We start from the raw sequence: 21,778 nt of genomic DNA on the forward strand, positions 1-21,778 counted from the left end.
AGAAATGGATTGGTATGAGATAAAGGATGTGGAGACCATTGATTCACCAACGCTTGTTGTTTATCCGAAGCGTGTGAGGTCAAATATAGGAAAACTTAAATCCATGGTAAACGAAGTGGCTCAGCTGCAGCCACACATCAAGACGGTGAAGTGTAAGGAAGTGGTGAAAATGCTGATGGATGCAGGGATAGATAAATTTAAGTGTGCAACCATTGCCGAAGCGGAAATATTAGGCATGGCCGGTGCCAGGGAAGTGCTGATTGCCTATCCCATGGTGGGGCCAAAAGTCGACAGGATGATTAAATTGATGTTGGTTTATCAGGATACGGAGTTCTCCTGTTTAGTGGATTGCCCAGAGCAGGCCAGGCACCTTTCTGCACAAACCTATCAAGCAGACGTTTACCTCAGGGTATTTGTGGACCTGAATGTGGGCACTGACCGAACGGGGGTAAGGCCCTTGGCAGAAGCCATGGAGCTATATGACTATTGCAAGGCCACCAGTCACTTGATCACCATGGGACTGCACATCTATGATGGTCATATCAGGCATAGGGATTTGGGTTTAAGAAAGGAAGCCTGCGATGCTGCTTTCGAGCCGGTGGAGGAATTGGCCAAACGTGTAAGGGAAAAGTATCCCGGTAAACTGAAGATTATAGCCGGTGGTTCACCCACTTTTCCGATTCATGCCCTACGAAAAGGGGTGGTTTGTAGTCCTGGAACATTCGCTTATTGGGATAAAGGATATCAAGAAGGACTGCCGGAACAAACATTTGATTTTGCTGCTGCATTGGTTTGTCGGGTGATTTCCCGTCCTGGACCACAGCTGATCTGTTTGGATTTAGGATATAAGTCAGTGGCATCTGAAGGGCCACTGGGGAAGCGGGTTTGGTTTCCTGCCCATCCTTCTTGGAGTCCCGTAAGCCATAGCGAAGAGCATTTGGTAATAAAGGTGGCTAAAGGGGAGGAACCCCCTGTCGGAGAGGTGCTGTATGCGATTCCTTACCACATTTGTCCCACAGTGGCTATGTATGATCGTGTGCTGACCGTGGAAAACCATGAAATCAGCGGAAGTTGGAGTACTGTGGCGCGGAAGAGAAAGATCAATATTTAGTAGTAAGAGGAAAGAACCAAGACGGATAAATGTTGTGCTGGGCCGAGCCCCTGTACTGAGGGAGATTGAGTGTTAGACCCAATTTGATTTAAGCTGGCAACTCAACAACCTTATAACATTTAAACCTTATCATTTCTATAACCAATAACCAACTATGTTTACAATTGACGCGCATTTGGATTTAAGCATGAACGCTCTGGAATGGAACAGGGATTTGAGGATGCCTGTCTCCGAAATCAATAACCGTGAAAAAAAAATGACCGATAAGCCAGATCGGGGTAAAGCTACGGTTTCGTTGCCTGCGCTTCGAGCGGGAGAAATTGGCTTGATAGTGGCGACGCAGATAGCCCGCTATGTAGCTCCAGACAATCCCCTTCCGGGATGGCATTCTCCCGAGCAGGCCTGGGCACAGACCCAGGGGCAGCTGGCCTGGTACAGGGCGATGGAGGATGCCGGAGAGATGGTACAAATCACAGATTTGAATAGCCTGGAGAAGCATTTGGACGATTGGAATTGGGGAGGTGATAAGTTACCGATTGGCTATATCCTTTCCTTGGAAGGGGCAGATTCTATTGTGGATTTAAGTTATCTGGAAAAAGCTTATTCCTATGGGTTGAGGGCTTTGGGGCCTGCTCACTATGGCTCTGGGAGGTATGCGCAAGGGACGGATGCCACGGGGTTTATGGGGAGAAAAGGGCAGGATTTGCTAAAGGAAATGGAACGGCTGAATATCATTTTGGACGCTACCCACTTGTGCGATGACAGCTTCTGGGAAGCCATGGACCACTTTAATGGACCGGTGTGGGCGAGCCATAATAATTGTAGGGCACTGGTGGATCATAATCGTCAGTTTAGTGATGAGCAGCTTAAAGAACTGATTGCCCGCGATGCGGTGATAGGAGGAGCGCTGGATGCATGGATGATGGTGCCTGGGTGGGTAAGAGGGGAATCCACTCCTGAAGGTACAGGCTGTAATTTGGAGAAAATGATCGATCACCTGGATCATATTTGTCAGCTCGCAGGAAATGCTGATCATATCGGTATTGGGTCGGATCTGGACGGAGCTTTCGGGAAGGAGCAATGCCCGTATGACCTGGAAACCATTGCAGACTTGAGCAATGTTCCAGATTTATTGCAGCAGCGTGGCTATAAGGAAGAAGATATAGAAAAAGTGATGCATGGCAATTGGCTTAGGTTTTTACGGGATGTTTGGGGGTAGAATTGCGAAGTATGAAGTTGGGTGTTGGATGACCGAAGTCGGATGATTGGTTCGATATTCCTTTATTATAAAAGGGGTGAAGGATCAAGCTAGGGTTAAGTTAAGTGAGATCGTATCCTCGGCTCCGTATGGGGAGCACATGCCTGTGTCAGGCAACCCCATTTGGTGCGAAAGCATACATTTGCAAACTGATTATAATTTTTTTAGCTGCTCGTTGAACATCTTAAGCTTTTCAATCTCCCTCTGGAGGGTCTGATCGGTTCCATCAATGTACAAGGTGATTCCGGTTTTACGTTGGTCACTGTAGTCGGACGTCTCTTCTTCAAATTGCATCGCCGGAGTTTTGTATTCCGGATATTTTTTAAACATTCCTTTGAGATGAGGAAATTCTCCAGAAAAGTCATGGTTTAAGGCCCTGCCTATTCGCAGGATAACGTCATCTTTTATATTTGGATTATTGAAAATGTTATATAACTGTCTTCGGCTGTATCCTGATTCATTTGCAACCTTGGTAATTGAGAAATTGCTTTTATTCACAATTGTGCGCACTATTTCCCCTCTATGGATCATTTTTCTAGCTTTTTTACAAATAAACGGGAATAAACTATGTACAAATGTTCAATATTAAGCGTGAAAAATTCTCTAATTTTAAATAAAATGTGTAATTTTAGGTAATTAATGGGGAAATATGGGCAATTTAAGAGAACGTTTTTTTCAGCCTTGTGTAATCACTATTTACAACAATTAATCTCAATACAATGAAATACCAAGTTACCAAACACATAAAGGGAAATGAACACCCTGTGCTGAAATACCTGGAAGAATATACGTATCTTTTTAATGAGGTGGACTATTCAGATCTCACAAGAACAACCGAAAAGTTATTTGAAACACTACAGTGCCTAACGAGAGAATTTTTCAAATGCAACAAAAGGCTTTTCAACGGGCATGGAAAGGTTGAATTTGACTTAAACACAGAATCAGACGATCAGTTTATCATGATCTCCATAGCTGAGCAGTCAATCATTATAAAACCAGCATCCTGATAGCGTACGCTGAATGTAGCGATGACAAGTGCCTGAATGTCAACCTTTGTCCAGGTGTTAATTTTTTTAGCGAAATTGTTTTAAGTCATAAAAAATCAGTACTTTTGCAGTCCGTTCAGGTGGACGGTTTCCGGTGGTCACGTTGGCAGCTGGAGATATCTATAACTAAAAACCTCAGCCTGAAGACACTAGGGCTGTTGAAAGTCAGTGTCATTTTATCAATATGTCTAATAACGAAGATTTTAACTGGGACAAGTTCGAAACCAAAGGTTTTGGCGAAGGCTACACTTCTGCAGAGAGAGCAGAGATGGAAAAGCTGTATGACGAAACTTTGACCGAAATCAGCGAAAAGGAAGTTATCAAAGGTACTGTAGTAGGTGTCAACGATAAGGATGTTATCATCAATATCGGATTCAAATCTGATGGTCTAGTGCCAAGAACTGAGTTCCGTGACCTTCCTGATCTGAAGATCGGTGATGAAGTAGAACTTTTCATTGAAGAGCAGGAGAATTCACTGGGTCAATTGGTACTTTCTAGAAAGAAAGCCAAGATGGTACGTGCATGGCAAGACATCGAAGATGCGCTTGAATTTGACAATGTGATCGAAGGTCTTGTAAAAAGAAGAACCAAAGGTGGTCTTATCGTGGATATCTACGGTGTGGAGGCCTTCTTGCCAGGTTCTCAAATTGACGTGAAGCCTATCAGGGACTTTGATGTCTATGTAGGTAAGAAAATGGAAGTCAAAGTGGTTAAGATCAACCACGCCAACGATAACGTAGTAGTTTCTCACAAAGTACTGATCGAAAAAGATCTGGAGAAGCAAAAAGCAGAGATCCTCAACAACCTGGAGAAAGGTCAGGTATTGGAAGGTGTGATCAAGAACATGACCAATTTCGGTGTATTCATCGACCTTGGTGGTGTGGATGGTCTACTTCACATTACAGACATTTCTTGGGGACGTATCAACCATCCAGAAGAAGTGCTTAACCTTGACGACAAAGTACAGGTGGTGGTACTTGACTTTGACGATGACAAGAAACGTATCTCTTTGGGTATGAAGCAGCTTACTGCTCATCCTTGGGACTCTCTTTCTGCTGAACTTGAGGTTGGTTCTAAAGTGAAAGGCCGTATCGTTAATGTGGCTGACTACGGTGCATTCCTTGAGCTTGCTCCAGGTGTAGAAGGTCTTATCCACGTATCTGAAATGTCTTGGTCTCAGCACTTGAGAAACCCTGCGGACTTTGTGAAAGTAGGTGACGAAATCGAAGCTGTAGTGCTTACCTTGGACAAAGAAGACCGTAAGATGTCTCTTGGTATCAAACAACTTACTGAAGACCCATGGACTAAGCAGGACATGGTGACAAAGTATGCTGTAGGTACTAAGCACCAAGGCGTCGTTAGAAACTTGACCAACTTCGGCTTGTTCCTTGAATTGGAAGAAGGTATCGACGGTCTGGTTCACGTGTCTGATCTTTCTTGGACCAAGAAAATCAAGCACCCTTCTGAGTACGTTAAAGTAAATGACGAGCTAGAAGTAGTGGTGCTGGAACTTGATGTAGATAACAGAAGATTGGCCTTGGGTCATAAGCAGCTTGAAGAGAATCCTTGGGATACTTTTGAAGGAGTGTTCCCTGTAGGTTCTACCCACAAGTGTACTGTGGTTTCTAAAAACGATAAAGGCGCTGTCCTTGAGCTTCCTTATGGACTCGAAGGATTTGCGACTATCAAGAACCTAGACAAAGAAGACGGTTCGCAAGTAGAAGTAGGTGACGCGGTTGATTTCGTTGTGACTGAGTTCTCTAAAGATGACAAGCGAATTGTACTTTCTCATACTGCTACCTTCAGAGAGGATGCGATGCCTTCTAAGCAGCCAGCTAAGAAGACTTCTTCCGCTCCTAAGAAGAAGCCAGCAGGTGGTGGAGATGCACAAGAAAAATCTACCCTAGGTGATTTGGATGCACTTTCTGCGTTGAAAGAGAAAATGGAAGGTGGAGACAAGAAGTAATTCTTAGTCCAACCACTTAATGGAAATAGAAAAGCATCCGCCACGGCGGATGCTTTTTTTATTTTCAGACCGGCACAGTAAGAATCAAGCGTAAAGTGAGTCAGTGATGCTGAGGTGTTCTTCCCTGGTTATAGTTGACCGGATTAATTATTAGATTTCATTGTCAAACATAGTAATAACTGGTCTTTCCCTAGATGGAATTTTAGACCAATTCTTTTCAAGTTCCTTTGGTCTTTTGTCTAATAGCTCACGTATCATTTCTCTCTACTCATTTGGTATTTTTATGGTTAGATCAAACTCCTTATTAAGCTTCTCGATGAAATAGGCGGAAAGCAGTGGGGATTCCTTTTCGATGTTTTGATGGACAAAGAAATATAGTTTTTTAAGTCCTTGCTTTCTCCACTGGATGATTCGCTCCAGCCAATCGTCCAGTCTGGAGTAATCGCTGTCGGCATTGGCACCGACATACCTTATAAAGGCGGTGTCGCTGGTCAGTCGCATATGGAGCATGTCTCTCCTTCCTGCTGTATCTACAATGATGTTGGTACGGTCATTTTCCACTAGTAGCTTACAGTAGTTGTCCAGAATCTCCTCGTCAGCAAACCATTCTTCATTGCGTAACTCAAGTGCCAGGGGAATCTCTGGAGGGAATTCAGCAATAAACTTTTCCACTCGGTCAAAATCCTTTGGTTTGAAGTTGTTGTGCATCTGTAGAAAAGCCATTCCCAGTCGGTTTTCAAAATTAGCGATGGCATCCGCAAAAGCCATGACAGGTTCTTGTACGTTGATGAGGCGCTTGAAGTGACTGACTGTGTTGGGGATTTTGGGAAAGAACCTGAAGTCCTCAGGCGTTTTGTTTGCCCAGGTTTTGACCTGTTCGATGCTGGGAGAGCTGTAGAAGGTCGCATTGAGCTCGATCGAGTTAAATTGTGTAGCGTAATAGGTGAGTTCGTCTTTAGTGCCCCTAGGATAGAACCCTTTTAGGTCTGCCCTGTTCCACTTGGCACAGCCCACGTATACCTCAAATGGCTCATCAGACTTGTGTTTTTGGAGAATGGCACTGGTTTCTGGATGGTCAGGTGGTAAGGTGAAATTTATTGATGACGGGTCTTCTACGCTTCCAAATTTCATGGTTTAGTTTTTAAAGTTGAGAGAAAAATATAAGTTAGCTATTTATGTGAAAATTTGAAACGGAAGAGCTGGTGAAAAGTTTTGTGAGGAGCTTTACGGACAGGATGACGGTTGCCGAGTGGACCTGCCTTTACGCCAGTTAGGGGCAAGCAGTTTTTGGATAGCACAAAGGTGGCGCAGATATGGGGGCAAGCCATATTTTTGGGTGCGGAGTAAGGTTTTTATTAATTTGGTATGTTGCCACAAAATGTTTTGTAGGAGTATTCCAGATTTCACGGAAAACAAACAGTCTTGGGCCTTAGAGCTTTGTGGTTTACCGTATCTTATTCGTTACCAAGCTAGCCCATCTAACGGCGGGGCAGACAAATTGGCGTTGATATACCACTTAATAGAAAAGAACTAACGCTCTATGCTGCCCGTACTTTAACAGGTGTTGAGTTAAAAACTCACTGTTCGCGGTTCTGCAGCACAGCTGTCGGAACAACAGGTGGCCTGCTTTTTTTTGCCATGAAGGCTCGAAGTCACAAAGTAGATCTGTAGGGAAGTGTCGTGCAGTCTGCACCTTTGTTACCCAAAAAAAACTACTGCCTTGGTGACTTTGTGGCAAAAAAACAAAAAAGAAACCATATTAAGATAAAGGGATTCATAACCCTCAATTTTTCGGGTCAAGCGAAAAAGTTGGGGGGGATTAGGGTTGGTTTCGATAGCACGCAGATGGCGCAGATTAATAAGACCTGCGCTGATTTTTTATACTGGAGCACGCATTCCTATTGCTAAATTAAAGAGAAATATGCTTACCAAAACCACCTGAAAATCTCTCATCCCCCAGAAATATTGCTTGGTCCAAATTTTCCGCTTGCTCCGTTTTTTCTTTTTGATGGCCTTAACATAGAGATAAAATCAAAAAAAAAAGCACCCGCAAACGGATGCTTTTTGATGGAGGTCGAGAGCGGATTCGAACCGCTGTACAAGGTTTTGCAGACCTCTGCCTAGCCACTCGGCCACTCGACCATCTAAATCGAGATGCAAATGTATGGATAATCTGATTTTATCCAAAATTAGCCCCTTGAATTTTTAGTGATTTTTTAATTTTCCCTGGGCTGACAAGGCCTTGTCAATGTCGGTTTAACGCAAATTAGTTGCCTAAGATGACCCTTTTTGACATTTATTTTGCTACTGGGGTTATTTATAAAAGTTCTAAATAGGATTTGAACATGATTTAGGTTTTGTAAAATGCTGATTTTAAATAGATTGTGGTGGTATTGTGAAATTGCTAAAGGATATTGTGCCTTACTGTATGGGTTTGAAAAATAGAAGTTGGGTAGTACATTTGTGAGGAGTTTTAAAAACCGTGAAACAAACTGATTAAAGAGTTATAAATATGTCAATCAAACGCTCATTATTAAGTGTTCCCTTCAGATTTTGCAACATGGCGTTGATTTTTTCCTTTTTGTTATTAGGAATTAATGCTTTTGCTGCTGACCCTGAAGTTTCTGATAGTGAAGATGCCATTAAGGCTGGTGAGTCACTATTTAACGCCAACTGTAAGACCTGTCACAAGCTAGATCAGAAATTTACCGGCCCAGCACTAAGAGGGGTTAGTGACCGAAGAGACATAGCCTGGATTCAGGAGTTTGTAAAGAATTCACAAAAAGTGATCCAAAGTGGTGATGCCGCAGCGGTAAAGCTTTTTGCCGATTTTAACAACACGGTGATGCCAGCTCACCCATTCTTGAGTGATGAGGATGTGATGAGCTTACTTTCCTACATTGAGTACGGAGGTCAGGAGGAAGCTGCTTCAGCTGAAGGTGGAGCAGAAGGTGCAGCTGCCGGTGCGTCAAGCAGCGGAGTGCCCAGCGAGTACCTCACCATTATTTTAGCGGTTTTGGTAGTGGTGTTGTTACTGATCCTTATCGTCTTGGGATTGATTGTTTCTGTATTGACCAAATACCTGAACAAGCAGCCCCTTGAAGAAGAGGATAAGGAGTTTATCAACCAAAAGACGGATTTTAAGAAAGTCCTTAAGAGTGATGCCTTTATTATCATTGTCACGGCCATTGTGGTTGCTTTGGTAGCCAAAACAGCTATTGATGGCTTATATACAGTAGGTGTGCAGCAGGGCTATCAGCCAACTCAGCCGATTGCCTTTTCCCACAAATTGCACGCAGGTGACAAGGAAATCCCTTGTCAATACTGTCACACAGGAGTGGAGATCGGCAGATCCGCTAACATTCCTTCTCCAAATATCTGTATGAACTGCCATATGCACGTTCAAAACGTAGCAGGTAAAGAAGGGGTTTCTCCTGAGATACAGAAAATTTACGACGCAGTAGATAATAATCAGCCTATAGAATGGGTAAGGGTACATAACTTACCTGATCTGGCATACTTCAACCACTCTCAGCACGTAAAAGTGGGAGGTGTTGAATGCCAGACTTGTCACGGTCCCATCGAGGAGATGGAGGTAGTGCGCCAGCACAGTGCCCTGACCATGGGGTGGTGTATTGACTGTCACAGAAAGACAGACATCAAAACAGCTGGTAATGAATACTACGACAAGTTGGTACAGCTGCACGCAGAATCAAAAGACGCGCTGAAAGTAAAAGACATCGGCGGTCTGGAATGTGCTAAGTGCCACTATTAATTAAAAAATCTTTTAAGAACATTCTTTTCTTTAATATAAAATGAAAGAAAATAAAAAGAAATACTGGAAGGGATTAGAACAGTTGACAAACGATCCGGAATTTGTGAAGAATGCAGATCGGGAATTTCCTGAGTACCTTCCAATCGGCGGACAACAAGAAGGGGGCGCATCCAGAAGAGATTTCCTAAAAGTGATGGGATTTAGCTTGGCAGCAGCTTCTTTGGCTGCTTGTGAGGCTCCTGTAAGAAAGGCTATTCCATATGTGAACAAGCCGGTGGATGTAAATCCATCAATTCCAAACTATTACGCATCTACTTTCTTCGGAGGCGGAGAATATGCCTCCGTAGTAGTAAAAACCAGAGAAGGTAGGCCTATCAAAGTAGATGGGAACAAACTTTCTCCAGTGACCAAAGGCGGTACAAGCTCTATCGTAGAGGCTTCTGTACTGTCACTATATGACAAAGAAAGATTATCGAGCCCCTATAAAAACGGTGAAAAATCCGATTGGGCTACTATCGATAAAGAAGTAGCAGCCAAGCTTAAGGCTGCAGGGAACGTTAAAGTGGTGACCAATACCATCATGTCTCCTTCTTCTGAAAAGGCATTGAAAGCCCTGACCGATGCCATTGGTGGTGCTGAAGTCATTACCTATGACGCTTCATCCGCTTATGGTATTGTAAAAGCTAACCAAACCTATTACGGGACTTCCGTATTGCCCAATTATAGCTTTGACAAAGCCGATGTTATCGTCAGCTTTGGGGCTGATTTCTTGGGTACGTGGATTGCTCCAATTGAATATTCCAAGCAATATGCCCAAGGAAGAAAAATAAGCAAGGAACATCCAGAGATGTCCCGCCACTATCAATTTGAATCCAACCTGTCACTGACTGGAGCCAATGCTGACTACAGAACCCCGATCAGGGCTTCCCAAAGCGGTTTGGCTGTGTTGGCACTGTATAATTTGCTGGCCAAAAAAGCCGGTGCCCCTTCAATAAAAGCTTCAGGTGTAGAAATAGCTCACTTGTCAAAAGCAGCGAACGAACTTTGGGCAAACAGAGGTAAATCTTTGGTGGTTTCAGGCTCAAATGATCCTAATGTACAAGTAGTGATCAGTGCGATCAACGAACTGCTTGGCAATAACAATAACACCATAAGCTACACCAAGTCTGTAAACTTTAAGCAAGGTGATGACACGGCAATTGCCCGATTCACTAAGGAGTTGGCATCAGGAAGAGTGGGGGGAGTCTTGTTCTATAACTGTAACCCAGTATACGATACACCAGAAGGTGAAGCACTGGGACAGGCCATTGCCAAAGCAAAAGTGTCCGTGGCCACCAACAGTACCATGGACGAAACAGCTTCATTGGTACAGTATGTAGCCCCTGACCACCATTACCTGGAATCTTGGAATGACTTCAACCCCAAAGCGGGTGAGTATAGCTTGTCCCAACCAGCGATTTCTCCGCTATTCGATACGCGCCAGGCGCAGGAATCATTCCTTACTTGGGCAGGTGTAGCCACTAATTATTATGATTTCCTTCAGGACAACTGGAAGGAGCTTTTTGCTGGACAGTCTGACATCAGCACTTTCCAGGAATTCTGGGACAGGGCATTGTATAATGGCTTCTATTCCACTCCCCTTGCCAGCGAGACGGCAGAGCTTACACCGATAGGAGATGTCAACAGTGCTGCCGCTGCGGTAGCCAAGACTTACTCAGCTTCTGGCAGTGGTGCCGAGCTGGTAATTTATCAGAAAATTGGTATCGGAGATGGTACTTTTGCCAATAACCCTTGGCTTCAGGAAATGTCCGATCCCATCTCGAAAGCAACATGGGATAACTACCTGACTGTTTCGCAAAAGTGGGCTAATGAAAATGGCCTTAAGATGGTGGAAGGTGCCACTAAAAAAGCTAAAATTACCGCAAATGGAAAGTCTCTGATCGTACCGGTATTGATCCAGCCAGGTCAAGCAGACGGAACAATCGGATTGGCGGTGGGCTACGGTAGAACCAAAGCCGGTAAAGTAGCCAATGGAGTAGGGGTGAATGCTTACCAACTTCTGGACAATTCCAAAGGCTATGTAAACAATGAAATTACCTCAGGAGTTAGCATTGAGCTTACCTCTGATAGTTATAGAATCGCCCAGACTCAGACTCACCAAACTTACATGGATCGTGGTAACGTGATCCAGGAATCAACCTTGCCGGAGTACAAAGAAGATGCTTCTGCCGGTAGAGTGATGCCAAAGATCTACAAGGATGGGGAATTTGTAAAACCTTCCAAGATATCTCTTTGGAATGGCCACAAATACAGTCAGCACCATTGGGGATTGGCAATTGATATGAATTCTTGTGTGGGCTGCGGAGCATGTACGGTAGCCTGTCAGGTAGAAAACAACGTAGCGGTAGTAGGTAAGGAAGAAGTGTTGAACAGAAGGGAAATGGCCTGGATCCGGATCGACCGTTACTACAGCTCTGATGCGGAAGCCGGTGATTTGGAAGGATTGGAAAAAGCTTCTGATAACCCCGAAGTCACCTTCCAGCCGATGATGTGTCAGCATTGTAACAATGCTCCTTGTGAGACAGTCTGTCCAGTAGCTGCTACTACCCATAGTTCTGAAGGGCTTAACCAAATGACTTACAACAGATGTATCGGTACACGTTACTGTGCCAACAACTGTCCTTATAAAGTAAGAAGGTTCAACTGGTTTAAATATCACGATAACAAAGACTTCGCGAATGTCAATGTGGCGCAAAACGATGATCTAGGTAAGATGGTGTTGAACCCAGATGTAACAGTGCGTGCCAGAGGTGTGATGGAGAAATGTAGCATGTGTGTGCAGCGTATCCAATCAGGTAAGCTTGCCGCCAAGCGTGAAAACCGTAAGGTTAAGGATGGAGATATCAACGTGGCCTGTGCAGTAGCTTGTTCTACGGATGCCTTGGTGTTTGGTGATTTGAACGACCCGAAAAGTAAGGTTTCTCAGATGCTGAAAATAGAAGAGAATACTACTTCTGCAGTAAAAGAGGTCAATGAGGAAAGAGCTTACCACGTGCTAGAGGAGATCAACGTAAGCCCTAACATTTGGTACTTCACCAAGATTAGAAATAAGGACAAAAACGAAGCGTAAATAATAATTTTATAAGATATGCAGGTTACTTCATCCGTACGCGAGCCGTTAGTTACGGGCGGTAAAACATACAAAGACGTTACCCATGACGTTGCTAGACAAGTGGAAGGCAAGCCAACTATCGGCTGGATGCTTGGACTGGCAGTATCCATCGGGGTGCTGTTATTGGGCAGTATTGCCGTGGGTGCCACGGTTTGGGAAGGTATTGGCATGTGGGGACTGAACAAGACTGTAGGCTGGGCATGGGATATCACCAACTTTGTGTGGTGGGTAGGTATTGGTCACGCCGGTACATTGATTTCAGCGGTATTATTGCTTTTCAGACAGAAATGGAGAACATCCATTAACCGAGCTGCAGAGGCAATGACCATTTTCGCCGTTATTTGTGCGGCAATGTTTCCAGTACTCCATATGGGTAGACCATGGCTTGGAGCATACTGGGCACTTCCGCTACCAAACGTTTTTGGATCACTTTGGGTAAACTTTAACTCTCCATTGCTGTGGGACGTGTTTGCGATCTCGACTTATTTCTCCGTATCCTTGGTGTTCTGGTACATCGGGTTGATTCCTGATTTTGCCACTATCCGAGATAGGGCTACAGGCTTGAGGAAAGTAATATATGGCGCATTGAGCTTTGGTTGGACCGGAGCTGCAAAAATCTGGATGAGGTATGAAGCCGTTTCGTTGATCCTAGCAGGTTTGGCTACACCACTTGTACTTTCGGTACACACCATTGTATCCTTTGACTTTGCTACATCCGTGATTCCTGGTTGGCACACCACCATCTTCCCTCCATACTTTGTAGCAGGAGCGATTTTCTCAGGGTTTGCGATGGTACTTACCTTGATGTTGATCACCAGAAAATTATTCAAACTGGAAGATTACATCACAATGGTACACATCGAGTTGATGAATATTGTAATCATCATCACGGGATCCATCGTAGGTATCGCCTATATTACGGAATTCTTTATCGCGTGGTATTCCGGTGTAGAAGCAGAGCAATACGCCTTTATTAACCGTGCCTTTGGCCCATACTGGTGGGCATACTGGTCCATGATGACTTGTAACGTGATTTCACCACAGCTTTTCTGGTTCAAGAAAATCAGAACATCCATTGTATTTACCTTTGCGCTTTCGATCGTGGTAAATATCGGTATGTGGTTCGAACGATTTGTAATTATTGTAACCTCACTTCACAGAGACTTCCTGCCTTCATCTTGGGCAATGTTCTACCCTACCTGGGCAGACGTGGGAGTTTACCTGTTCACATTTGGTTTGTTCTTTACACTCTTCCTGTTGTTTGCAAAGTTTTTCCCAGTGATCAACATGGCAGAGGTGAAATCTGTATTGAAGTCTTCATCTGAAAAAGTAAATAAATAATGGAAAGAGATACGAATTTTGTCCTCGGTATTTATGATGATGAGGATGTTTTGAAAGAAGCGGTAACCAAAGTACGGGAGAGTGGAGTCAAGATACATGAGGTATTCACCCCTTATCCTGTGCACGGCTTGGAAGATGTGCTTGGGTATAGGAGAAGTAGGCTGCCCATTGCTGCATTCTTGTTTGGATTATGCGGTACCTGCTTGGCTTTGACCATGCAGCTGCTCATGATGGCAGTGGATTGGCCAATGATCATCGGTGGTAAAGACCACGCAGCGATTCCTGCCTTTATCCCGGTTACCTTCGAACTTACGGTATTGTTGGCCTCTTTCGGAATGGTAGGCGTCTTTATGATAAGCAGTGATCTGAAGCCATGGGCCCAGCCAAGAATATTTGATAAAAGAAGTACTGATGACAAGCATGTGATGGCGATTGACATTGCTGTAAATGCTGGTATGGAAGAAGCTAAGATCAAAGAGTTGCTGGAAGCTTCAGGTGCTTCAGAAGTGAATAATAAAAGTTTTGAATAGTAGGTAACGAAGAAGATATGAAAATTTTAAAGTCCATATATTTAGTTGCGCTTTCCGCTGCTTCATTAGGAGTAGTATCTTGCGGGGCTTCAGGAGATGATCAGGGGCTGGAATATGCACCGCAAATGTATCACTCCGTAGCTTACGAACCGCTTACCCAAATTCAAAACGAAGAGGCTGGAAGCTGGTTGTCCAACAGAGAAGACGGGAAAGGTGAATTTTACAACAGTAATATTTACAATCCGCACAATATGAATATGAGGGAGCCTGTTCCAAATACGGTTCCCAGAAATAAATACGATATGCTTCCTTACCGACTGAATGTAGCTGATCTTGCAGCTGCCGACAGTTTGGAAAATCCCGTTGAGCTGAACGATCAGGTGTTGGCAGCGGGGGATCAGCTGTTTATACAATATTGCTCGCCATGTCACGGTGCAAGTGGAGAAGGAGACGGTAAAGTAGGTGAAGTAATTGGGGGTGTGGCCAACCTCAAGGGTGGTGCATACATTAACCTTACAGAAGGACACATTTTCCATGTGATCACGCACGGAAAAGGTAGAATGGGAGCCCACGGTTCGCAGATTTCTCCTGAGAGAAGGTGGAAAATTGTTCACTATGTTAAACAAGAAATTCAGAAACAATAATAATGGCGCACGTTACAAATTTTAACCTGGATCAGAAATTTGACTTCACGGCAGCCCTGAAGAAGACCATCTTTATCATGGGTGGTATTGGGTTGTTCTTGTTAGTCTTAGGGATTTTCACAGCTGGTGGCGGAGATCATGGGCATGGAGATACCGGTCACCAAACCGAGCATGTAGAACCTGCAGTAGGTCATGGGGATGACCACCATGCTGAAGCTGCAAGCCATGATGAGCATGCCGAAGCAGGACATGAAGAAGGTGGACACGGAAGTAGCGTGACGATGAAGCGCTTTTTTGCTAACCTTTGGATTAATAATGTATATTTCGCAGGGATCGCTATTATTGGAGTATTCTTCTTTGCGATCCAATATGCCGCTCAAGCAGGCTGGGCCACGGCTATCTTGAGGGTGATGATCTCTTTTGGTAACTGGCTGCCTTTTGCGGCTATTGCCATGATAGCGACCTACTTTATAGCTGGACATGATTTGTTCCACTGGACACACAGCAATTTGTTTGATACAGAAAGCAGTCACTACGACAGCATCATCGACGGTAAAGGTGGCTATTTCTATTGGCCATTGGCCAAGGGGAGCTTCCCGATCTTCTGGCTGGTCAGAATGGTTGTTTTCTTCGGTTTGTGGATTTTCTTTTTCAATAAACTTAAAAATCTTTCTTTCCAAGAAGACATTAATGGTGGTGATGGCTACTGGTATAAAATCAGAAAATTCTCTGCAATTTTCTTGGTAATCTTTGCTGTTTCTTCTTCCATCAGTTCTTGGGATTGGGTAATGTCCATTGACACACACTGGTTCTCGACACTGTTTGGATGGTATGTATTCTCATCATGGTTTGTAGCCGGGCTGTCTTCAATATGTCTGGTGACTATTATGCTGAAAGAGAGAGGCTACTTGGAGATGTTCAATGAAAACCATCTTCATGACCTTGGTAAGTTTATCTTCGGATTCTCTATTTTCTGGACTTACCTGTGGTTCTCTCAGTTCCTGTTGATTTACTATGCCAATATTCCTGAAGAATCTGTTTACTTCATTGAAAGGTTGACAAGTGATAAATACAGTGGCTTTTTCTTTGCTAACCTTATTTTCAATTTTGTGATACCGTTCTTGGTATTGATGACAAGGGACTCTAAGAGACATTTCATTTTCCTAAAGGTGGTTTGTACGATCATTATCATTGGTCACTGGCTTGATTTCTTCTTGATGGTTCAGCCAGGCACCTTGGGACACAATGGCGGCTTTGGTCTAATGGAAGTAGGCATGTTCTTATTATATGGTTCTGTAGTGATCTTTGTGGTCTTGACAGGTCTTTCTAAGAAAAATCTGATTCCCAAGAACCATCCGATGCTGGAAGAGACATATCATCATCATATTTAATACGTATCCGAAAAAGATAGAATTATGTACGGATTTCTTATAGCACTAGGTGTTTTAGTATTAGTATCCATCATTTGGATGGTTTATAGGATACAATCATTGGTTTCTGTAGTCAAAGGTTCTGATAAAAAAATCGCTACAGGAAGCAATAAAGTCAATGCAGCTTTATTTGTTCTCTTTTTACTTGGAGCCGGTGGCTTGTTTTTTTGGTATTCTTTTAAAGAATTCCACAACTATAATTTACCAATAGCATCAGAGCATGGTGTGGTGACCGATAACCTTTTTTGGGTAACCACGGCCATCACCGGTGTGGTGTTTATCATCACACACATTCTCTTGTTCTGGTTTAGTTACAGGTATCAGTATAAGGAGGATGCCAAAGCTTCTTACTTCCCTGAGAACAACAAATTGGAGATCATTTGGACATTGGTACCGGCCTTGGTGCTTACCGTGTTGATCGTGTATGGATGGAAATCCTGGACCGATATTACTGCTCCTGCACCGGAAAACGCACATGTAGTTGAAGTGATGGGATATCAGTTTGCCTGGGAATTCAGATACCCTGGTAAAGACCAACAGTTAGGAAAATATGATTATCGTTTGATAGATCCTACCAACTCTCGTGGGATTGACTTTACCGATAAGAATGCATTGGACGACTTTCCTGCGCAGAAGGTAGTAATTCCAAAAGGTGAGCCGGTATTGTTTAAGATCCGTTCCCGTGACGTGTTACACTCTGTATTTGCTCCGCATATGCGATTAAAAATGGATGCGGTACCAGGAATGCCTACCAGATTCTGGTTTGTGCCTACCAAGACTACCGCCGAGATGAGAGCAGAACTTGATGATGAGGAATTTGTCTATGAAATAGCGTGTACAGAGGTATGTGGCGGTGGCCACTTCTCCATGCGAAAAGAAATTGAAGTGGTAGAGCCTGAAGAATACCAAAAATGGTTTGCTGAGCAACAGACTTTTATCGAAATGGATCCTTCGCTGGTGGCTGATGCTCCTGAAGAAATAAAGGAATTGGCTCAGATTCAAAGCGGAGAATAAGGTATAAATTGATATAATAAAATAATTATGGCAGTAGCTAACATATCAACTCACGGTACTACAGAACATGATCATCACGATGATCATGCACATAGTGATAATTTTATCACTAAGTATATCTTTAGTACCGACCATAAAATGATCGGTAAACAGTTTCTGGTTACCGGTATGGCATGGGCGTTAATCGGTGGTTTCCTATCCATACTTTTCAGGTTACAGCTGGGATTCCCAGAAATGGACATGACTTTCCTGAAACCGATTTTGGGAGGCTGGATAGATGAGACTGGAAGACTGGACCAAAATTTCTACTTGGCTTTGGTGACCATGCATGGAACCATCATGGTGTTCTTTGTTTTGACAGCTGGACTTAGTGGTACTTTCTCCAATTACCTTATTCCACTCCAAATCGGTGCACGGGATATGGCCTCTGGATTTATGAATATGTTGTCATACTGGTTGTTTTTTATCGCTGGTGTGATCATGTTTATTTCCTTATTTATTGAGACAGGCCCCGCTGGTGGTGGATGGGTGATCTATCCTCCTCTTTCAGCATTGGAGCAGGCTATTCCCGGTTCAGGCTTAGGGATGACCCTTTGGTTGGTGTCCATGGTGTTCTTTATTGCTTCACAGCTAATGGGAGGTATTAACTACATTACTACTGTCATTAATTTACGTACTAGAGGAATGTCCTTCAGCAGATTGCCATTGACTATTTGGTCATTCTTTTTGACTGCTGTGATTGGTTTGCTTTCATTCCCAGTACTGTTCTCTGCTGCCTTGCTGTTAGTATTTGATAGAAGTTTCGGTACTTCATTCTACTTGTCTGATATTTATATCGGTGGTGAAGCACTTCCAAATACGGGTGGTAGCGCCGTACTATTCCAGCACTTGTTCTGGTTCTTGGGGCACCCTGAAGTATACATTGTATTGCTTCCAGCCTTGGGGATTACCTCTGAAGTGATTGCGACTAATTCGAGAAAGCCAATCTTCGGTTACAAGGCCATGATTCTTTCTATGCTTGGTATCACCGTCTTGTCATTTGTCGTTTGGGCACACCACATGTTCGTGTCAGGTATGAATCCTTTCTTGGGATCTATCTTCATGTTCTTGACATTGATCATTGCGGTACCTTCTGCAGTAAAAGTATTTAACTATTTGACCACGCTATGGAGAGGTAACTTGGTGTTTACCCCGGCGATGCTGTTCTCTATTGGTTTGGTGTCATTCTTTATCTCTGGAGGTTTGACTGGTATCTTTCTAGGTAATTCTGCAGTGGATATCCAATTACACGATACCTATTTCGTGGTAGCTCATTTCCACCTTGTGATGGGATCTGCTTCTTTCTTCGGATTGATGGCTGGGATTTACCATTGGTTCCCTAAAATGTTTGGCAAAATGATGGATGCCAAATTAGGCTACATCCACTTTTGGTTGACATTCGTTGGGGTGTACATGGTGTTTTTCCCTATGCACTATATCGGAATCGCCGGATTCCCCAGAAGATATTACAGTTGGACAAACTTTAACTTTGCTGATATGTACACTGACCTTAATATGTTTGTGTCAGTGGCAGCCATCATTACCTTTGGTGCCCAATTTATCTTCTTGTTCAACTTCTTCAACAGTATGTTTAGAGGACGAAAAGCACCTTTGAACCCTTGGAGATCAAATACCTTGGAGTGGACTACTCCGCTTCATCCCGAACACGGCAACTGGCCAGGAGAAATCCCTGCTGTTTACAGATGGCCATACGATTACTCCAAGCCTGGAGCCAAAGAGGATTTTATACCACAAACGGTGCCATTGTCTTCTACTCCAGAATCCAATCTTCCTCATGAAGCAGAGCAAGTGAAGCTAGAGCGCGAGATCATGGCCGAAGAAGGAGGAGATATTTTGGTAGCTGATGAATCAAAAGAATCATAAAAATATCCGCAGCTTTCGCAGGATCAGTTTAATCACTGCGATCGCTGTATATTTCTTGATACTGGTCGGCGGAATTGTCCGCAGTTCAGGAGCTGGAATGGGCTGTCCTGACTGGCCAAAATGCTTTGGAAGCTGGATACCACCTACCGCGGTTAGCCAACTTCCAGATAATTATCAGGAAGTTTATCTCAACAAAAGGTTAGAGAAAAACGAAAGGTTTTTTAAAATGCTTCATAGCCTTGGGTTTCACAAGAAAGCTGAGGAAATCAAGCAGAACAAGGCCATTCTCGTAGAAGGCGAGTTTAATGCCACCAAAACCTGGATTGAATATTTGAATAGGTTGACGGGAGCTGTCATAGGCTTATTGGTCATGGCGACCTTTGTGTATGCTTATAAGCTCCGGAAGGAAGACAAGATGTTGGCGCTGTGGTCATTTGCCAATTTGTTGCTGGTGATTTTCCAAGGATGGATCGGATCGATAGTTGTTTCTACCAATTTGCTTCATTGGATGATTACCGTACATATGGTGTTGGCATTGCTGATCGTGTGTTTGCTTTTATACGTACACTATAGGGCATTCAAGTTAAATCATGCATTTCAGCATAAGACAGAAAAGCCCACTCAGCTTTATCGTTTATTGATGATGGGTTTTGTGCTAATGATCATCCAAGTGGTCTGGGGTACGCAGGTAAGGGAAGAGATCGATATGATAGCCCTGCAGTTTGGAAACCTGTTTCGCTCCGAGTGGATATCCCATCTTGGAGTGGATTTCATGATCCACCGGTCATTTTCTCTGGTGTTATTGGCGGTGCACCTTTGGTTTGTTTATAAGGCATACGTATTCTCCTTCAGGGGATCAAGTATATTTAAATGGTCGCAAGTGCTGTTAGTGTTGATCTTTATAGAGATCATTACTGGGGCGAGCATGGCATACTTTGGTATTCCGGCCTTTTTGCAACCCGTTCACCTTTTGGTGGGATCATTGATTATCGGGGTGCAGTTTGTGATCCTGTTACAGTTAAGTGATCAAAAAAGAATAGTGTTAAATACATCCAATTCATGAGGACAGTTAATTTATCAGAAGCGTCCTTTACTGACAGCATAAGTATAAGGGCAAAGGCTTATTATGAACTGATAAAGTTCAGGCTTTCTGCCTTGGTGACATTCTCTGCTGTTTTCGGATTTGTTTTGGGAGACAGTGGAGCGATATTTTCATGGGGCAAGTGCTTTGCCTTGATGATCGGTGGATTTCTGATTAGCGGAGCATCAGGAGCTGCTAACGAAATTTTGGAAAAGGATTATGATAAATTGATGAAGCGAACCCAAAACAGGCCGCTTCCATTGAATATCATTTCCGTTAATGAAGCCTATTGGTTTACTGTGTTGGTAGCGTTGGTTGGCGTTGGGACCTTATGGTTTTTTACCAATCCGCTGACCACAGGACTTGGCGTACTCAGCATGCTGTTGTATGTTTTCGTCTATACGCCGTTAAAGCGCGTGGGGCCAGTGGCGGTATTCGTAGGAGCTATCCCTGGTGCGATGCCTCCTCTATTGGGTTGGACAGCGGCTACAGGGGCTATTTCTTACGAAGCATTGATCATCTTTGGTATTCAATTTATCTGGCAGTTTCCTCATTTTTGGGCGATAGCTTGGGTAAGTGATGAGGATTATAAGAAAGCAGGGTTTAAATTGCTTCCTTGTGGTGGTAGAAAAGATTTAAATACCGCGATACAGATTATGATTTATACTTTGTTCTTGTTGCCATTGGGCCTTCTGCCTAGCTATTTTGGACTGACAGGACTTAATTCGGGTATCGTGGCGACCGTATGTGGTGTGTTATTTCTGGCGCAGACCTTTTCTTTGATGAGAGATTGCTCAAGAAAGTCAGCATTGAAGATCATGTTTGGATCGTTTTTGTATTTGCCGATCGTGCAGATTGCGTATTTATTAGATAAAGTGGTGTAATGGAAGAGAGGTTAGCATATACCGAAGGGGCAGAACAGCCCATTGCGATGCACCCCAAAAAGTTTGCATTGTGGTTATTTATCGTCAGTGTTGTGATGATCTTTGCTGCGATGACCAGTGCGTTTATTGTGCGGCAGGGCGAAGGGAATTGGTTGGATTATGATCTTCCTTCCATATTATGGGTTACTTCGGGAGTTATTTTGCTTAGTAGTGCGAGTATGCATTGGGCATATTTGTCTGCAAAAAATGACCGTATTAACCACCTGAAAATTGCTTTGACCATAACTACTGTCTTGGGTCTTGTATTCCTTGTAGGGCAGTGGTTTAGCTGGATGGCTTTGGTAGAAAGGGATGTGTATTTTGTAGGTAATCCTGCGGGGTCTTTTATGTATGTATTGACTGGATTACATGCAGCACACTTGATCAGTGGTGTGATATTTCTGATTATTGTGTTAATTTCGTCCTTTAGGTATAAGATCCATTCCAAGCAGATGAATACTATGGAAATGTGTGCCACGTATTGGCATTTTCTTGGGGGGCTATGGATATACCTGTTTATGTTTTTGTTATTGAATCATTGAAAATATTAAGTTAAAACCTAGA

At 43.5% G+C, this 21,778-nt stretch carries 17 protein-coding genes and 1 tRNA gene; 15 read left to right on the plus strand and 3 right to left on the minus strand.

Annotation, left to right across the window (positions count from 1 at the left end; all coding sequences use genetic code 11):
- Window positions 1-4: 4 nt before the first annotated feature.
- Window positions 5-1,111 carry a D-TA family PLP-dependent enzyme gene (locus tag FKX85_RS09950; RefSeq protein WP_141614583.1) on the plus strand — a complete coding sequence of 369 codons (1,107 nt, stop codon included), beginning with the start codon at window positions 5-7 and terminating at the stop codon, window positions 1,109-1,111.
- A gap of 154 nt (window positions 1,112-1,265) precedes the next feature.
- Window positions 1,266-2,330, plus strand: coding sequence for a dipeptidase (locus FKX85_RS09955; protein WP_141614584.1), 1,065 nt, complete (start codon window positions 1,266-1,268; stop codon window positions 2,328-2,330).
- Between the two features lie 192 nt (window positions 2,331-2,522).
- Here FKX85_RS09955 and FKX85_RS21440 read toward each other — a convergent pair whose 3' ends face one another.
- A complete protein-coding gene (locus FKX85_RS21440) occupies window positions 2,523-2,699 on the minus strand; it encodes a hypothetical protein (protein WP_168196241.1) in 177 nt (58 codons plus the stop codon).
- Window positions 2,700-3,088: 389 nt separating this feature from the next.
- Between FKX85_RS21440 and FKX85_RS09960 the strand changes: the two genes are divergently transcribed.
- The gene (locus FKX85_RS09960; protein ID WP_141614585.1) at window positions 3,089-3,376 is read left to right on the plus strand and encodes a hypothetical protein; all 288 of its coding nucleotides are present in this window, start codon (window positions 3,089-3,091) and stop codon (window positions 3,374-3,376) included.
- A gap of 223 nt (window positions 3,377-3,599) precedes the next feature.
- Window positions 3,600-5,381, plus strand: a complete 1,782-nt coding sequence (gene rpsA / locus FKX85_RS09965) for a 30S ribosomal protein S1 (protein ID WP_141614586.1) — start codon at window positions 3,600-3,602, stop codon at window positions 5,379-5,381.
- A 264-nt stretch (window positions 5,382-5,645) separates the two neighbouring features.
- On the opposite strand, the gene FKX85_RS09970 is transcribed toward rpsA, so the two are convergent.
- Together FKX85_RS09970 and FKX85_RS09975 are read right to left on the minus strand one after the other, a co-directional pair.
- Window positions 5,646-6,512, minus strand: a complete 867-nt coding sequence (locus FKX85_RS09970) for a DUF72 domain-containing protein (protein ID WP_141614587.1) — start codon at window positions 6,510-6,512, stop codon at window positions 5,646-5,648.
- A 937-nt stretch (window positions 6,513-7,449) separates the two neighbouring features.
- Window positions 7,450-7,523, minus strand: a tRNA-Cys gene (locus tag FKX85_RS09975).
- A gap of 370 nt (window positions 7,524-7,893) precedes the next feature.
- Here FKX85_RS09975 and FKX85_RS09980 point away from each other — a divergent pair.
- The 11 genes from FKX85_RS09980 to FKX85_RS10030 are packed head-to-tail and all read left to right on the plus strand — an operon-like array spanning window position 7,894 to window position 21,756.
- Complete coding sequence (locus tag FKX85_RS09980) at window positions 7,894-9,156, plus strand: c-type cytochrome (protein WP_141614588.1); 1,263 nt, start codon at window positions 7,894-7,896, stop codon at window positions 9,154-9,156.
- Between the two features lie 40 nt (window positions 9,157-9,196).
- Window positions 9,197-12,286 carry a TAT-variant-translocated molybdopterin oxidoreductase gene (locus tag FKX85_RS09985; protein WP_141614589.1) on the plus strand — a complete coding sequence of 1,030 codons (3,090 nt, stop codon included), beginning with the start codon at window positions 9,197-9,199 and terminating at the stop codon, window positions 12,284-12,286.
- Between the two features lie 18 nt (window positions 12,287-12,304).
- Window positions 12,305-13,669 (plus strand): NrfD/PsrC family molybdoenzyme membrane anchor subunit, encoded by a 1,365-nt coding sequence (gene nrfD, locus FKX85_RS09990; protein WP_141614590.1) that lies wholly within the window; start codon window positions 12,305-12,307, stop codon window positions 13,667-13,669.
- Window positions 13,669-14,199 (plus strand): DUF3341 domain-containing protein, encoded by a 531-nt coding sequence (locus tag FKX85_RS09995; RefSeq protein ID WP_141614591.1) that lies wholly within the window; start codon window positions 13,669-13,671, stop codon window positions 14,197-14,199. Before nrfD ends, FKX85_RS09995 begins: the two co-directional genes overlap by 1 nt.
- A 17-nt stretch (window positions 14,200-14,216) precedes the next feature.
- Window positions 14,217-14,843 (plus strand): c-type cytochrome, encoded by a 627-nt coding sequence (locus FKX85_RS10000; protein ID WP_141614592.1) that lies wholly within the window; start codon window positions 14,217-14,219, stop codon window positions 14,841-14,843.
- Window positions 14,844-14,845: 2 nt separating this feature from the next.
- Window positions 14,846-16,234 carry a quinol:cytochrome C oxidoreductase gene (locus tag FKX85_RS10005; protein ID WP_141614593.1) on the plus strand — a complete coding sequence of 463 codons (1,389 nt, stop codon included), beginning with the start codon at window positions 14,846-14,848 and terminating at the stop codon, window positions 16,232-16,234.
- A 24-nt stretch (window positions 16,235-16,258) separates the two neighbouring features.
- On the plus strand, window positions 16,259-17,287 hold the full coding sequence (locus FKX85_RS10010) for a cytochrome c oxidase subunit II (protein WP_141614594.1): 1,029 nt from the start codon (window positions 16,259-16,261) through the stop codon (window positions 17,285-17,287).
- Window positions 17,288-17,314: 27 nt separating this feature from the next.
- A complete protein-coding gene (locus tag FKX85_RS10015) occupies window positions 17,315-19,210 on the plus strand; it encodes a cytochrome c oxidase subunit I (protein WP_141614595.1) in 1,896 nt (631 codons plus the stop codon).
- Window positions 19,191-20,273, plus strand: coding sequence for a COX15/CtaA family protein (locus FKX85_RS10020; protein WP_141614596.1), 1,083 nt, complete (start codon window positions 19,191-19,193; stop codon window positions 20,271-20,273). The genes FKX85_RS10015 and FKX85_RS10020 overlap by 20 nt, the downstream gene beginning before the upstream one ends.
- The gene (cyoE, locus tag FKX85_RS10025; protein ID WP_141614597.1) at window positions 20,270-21,175 is read left to right on the plus strand and encodes a heme o synthase; all 906 of its coding nucleotides are present in this window, start codon (window positions 20,270-20,272) and stop codon (window positions 21,173-21,175) included. Before FKX85_RS10020 ends, cyoE begins: the two co-directional genes overlap by 4 nt.
- On the plus strand, window positions 21,175-21,756 hold the full coding sequence (locus FKX85_RS10030) for a cytochrome c oxidase subunit 3 (protein ID WP_141614598.1): 582 nt from the start codon (window positions 21,175-21,177) through the stop codon (window positions 21,754-21,756). Before cyoE ends, FKX85_RS10030 begins: the two co-directional genes overlap by 1 nt.
- The last annotated feature ends 22 nt before the right edge of the window (window positions 21,757-21,778 follow it).

The organism is Echinicola soli (assembly GCF_006575665.1).
Taxonomy (GTDB): domain Bacteria; phylum Bacteroidota; class Bacteroidia; order Cytophagales; family Cyclobacteriaceae; genus Echinicola; species Echinicola soli.

Excerpts from the sequence above, each read along its gene's own strand:
- FKX85_RS09950 (WP_141614583.1), top strand. The coding sequence starts at position 5 with ATGGATTGGTATGAGATAAAGGATGTGGAGACCATTGATTCACCAACG.
- FKX85_RS09955 (WP_141614584.1), top strand. The coding sequence starts at position 1,266 with ATGTTTACAATTGACGCGCATTTGGATTTAAGCATGAACGCTCTGGAA.
- FKX85_RS21440 (WP_168196241.1), bottom strand. The coding sequence starts at position 2,699 with ATGTTTAAAAAATATCCGGAATACAAAACTCCGGCGATGCAATTTGAA.
- FKX85_RS09960 (WP_141614585.1), top strand. The coding sequence starts at position 3,089 with ATGAAATACCAAGTTACCAAACACATAAAGGGAAATGAACACCCTGTG.
- rpsA (WP_141614586.1), top strand. The coding sequence starts at position 3,600 with ATGTCTAATAACGAAGATTTTAACTGGGACAAGTTCGAAACCAAAGGT.
- FKX85_RS09970 (WP_141614587.1), bottom strand. The coding sequence starts at position 6,512 with ATGAAATTTGGAAGCGTAGAAGACCCGTCATCAATAAATTTCACCTTA.
- FKX85_RS09980 (WP_141614588.1), top strand. The coding sequence starts at position 7,894 with ATGTCAATCAAACGCTCATTATTAAGTGTTCCCTTCAGATTTTGCAAC.
- FKX85_RS09985 (WP_141614589.1), top strand. The coding sequence starts at position 9,197 with ATGAAAGAAAATAAAAAGAAATACTGGAAGGGATTAGAACAGTTGACA.
- nrfD (WP_141614590.1), top strand. The coding sequence starts at position 12,305 with ATGCAGGTTACTTCATCCGTACGCGAGCCGTTAGTTACGGGCGGTAAA.
- FKX85_RS09995 (WP_141614591.1), top strand. The coding sequence starts at position 13,669 with ATGGAAAGAGATACGAATTTTGTCCTCGGTATTTATGATGATGAGGAT.
- FKX85_RS10000 (WP_141614592.1), top strand. The coding sequence starts at position 14,217 with ATGAAAATTTTAAAGTCCATATATTTAGTTGCGCTTTCCGCTGCTTCA.
- FKX85_RS10005 (WP_141614593.1), top strand. The coding sequence starts at position 14,846 with ATGGCGCACGTTACAAATTTTAACCTGGATCAGAAATTTGACTTCACG.
- FKX85_RS10010 (WP_141614594.1), top strand. The coding sequence starts at position 16,259 with ATGTACGGATTTCTTATAGCACTAGGTGTTTTAGTATTAGTATCCATC.
- FKX85_RS10015 (WP_141614595.1), top strand. The coding sequence starts at position 17,315 with ATGGCAGTAGCTAACATATCAACTCACGGTACTACAGAACATGATCAT.
- FKX85_RS10020 (WP_141614596.1), top strand. The coding sequence starts at position 19,191 with ATGAATCAAAAGAATCATAAAAATATCCGCAGCTTTCGCAGGATCAGT.
- cyoE (WP_141614597.1), top strand. The coding sequence starts at position 20,270 with ATGAGGACAGTTAATTTATCAGAAGCGTCCTTTACTGACAGCATAAGT.
- FKX85_RS10030 (WP_141614598.1), top strand. The coding sequence starts at position 21,175 with ATGGAAGAGAGGTTAGCATATACCGAAGGGGCAGAACAGCCCATTGCG.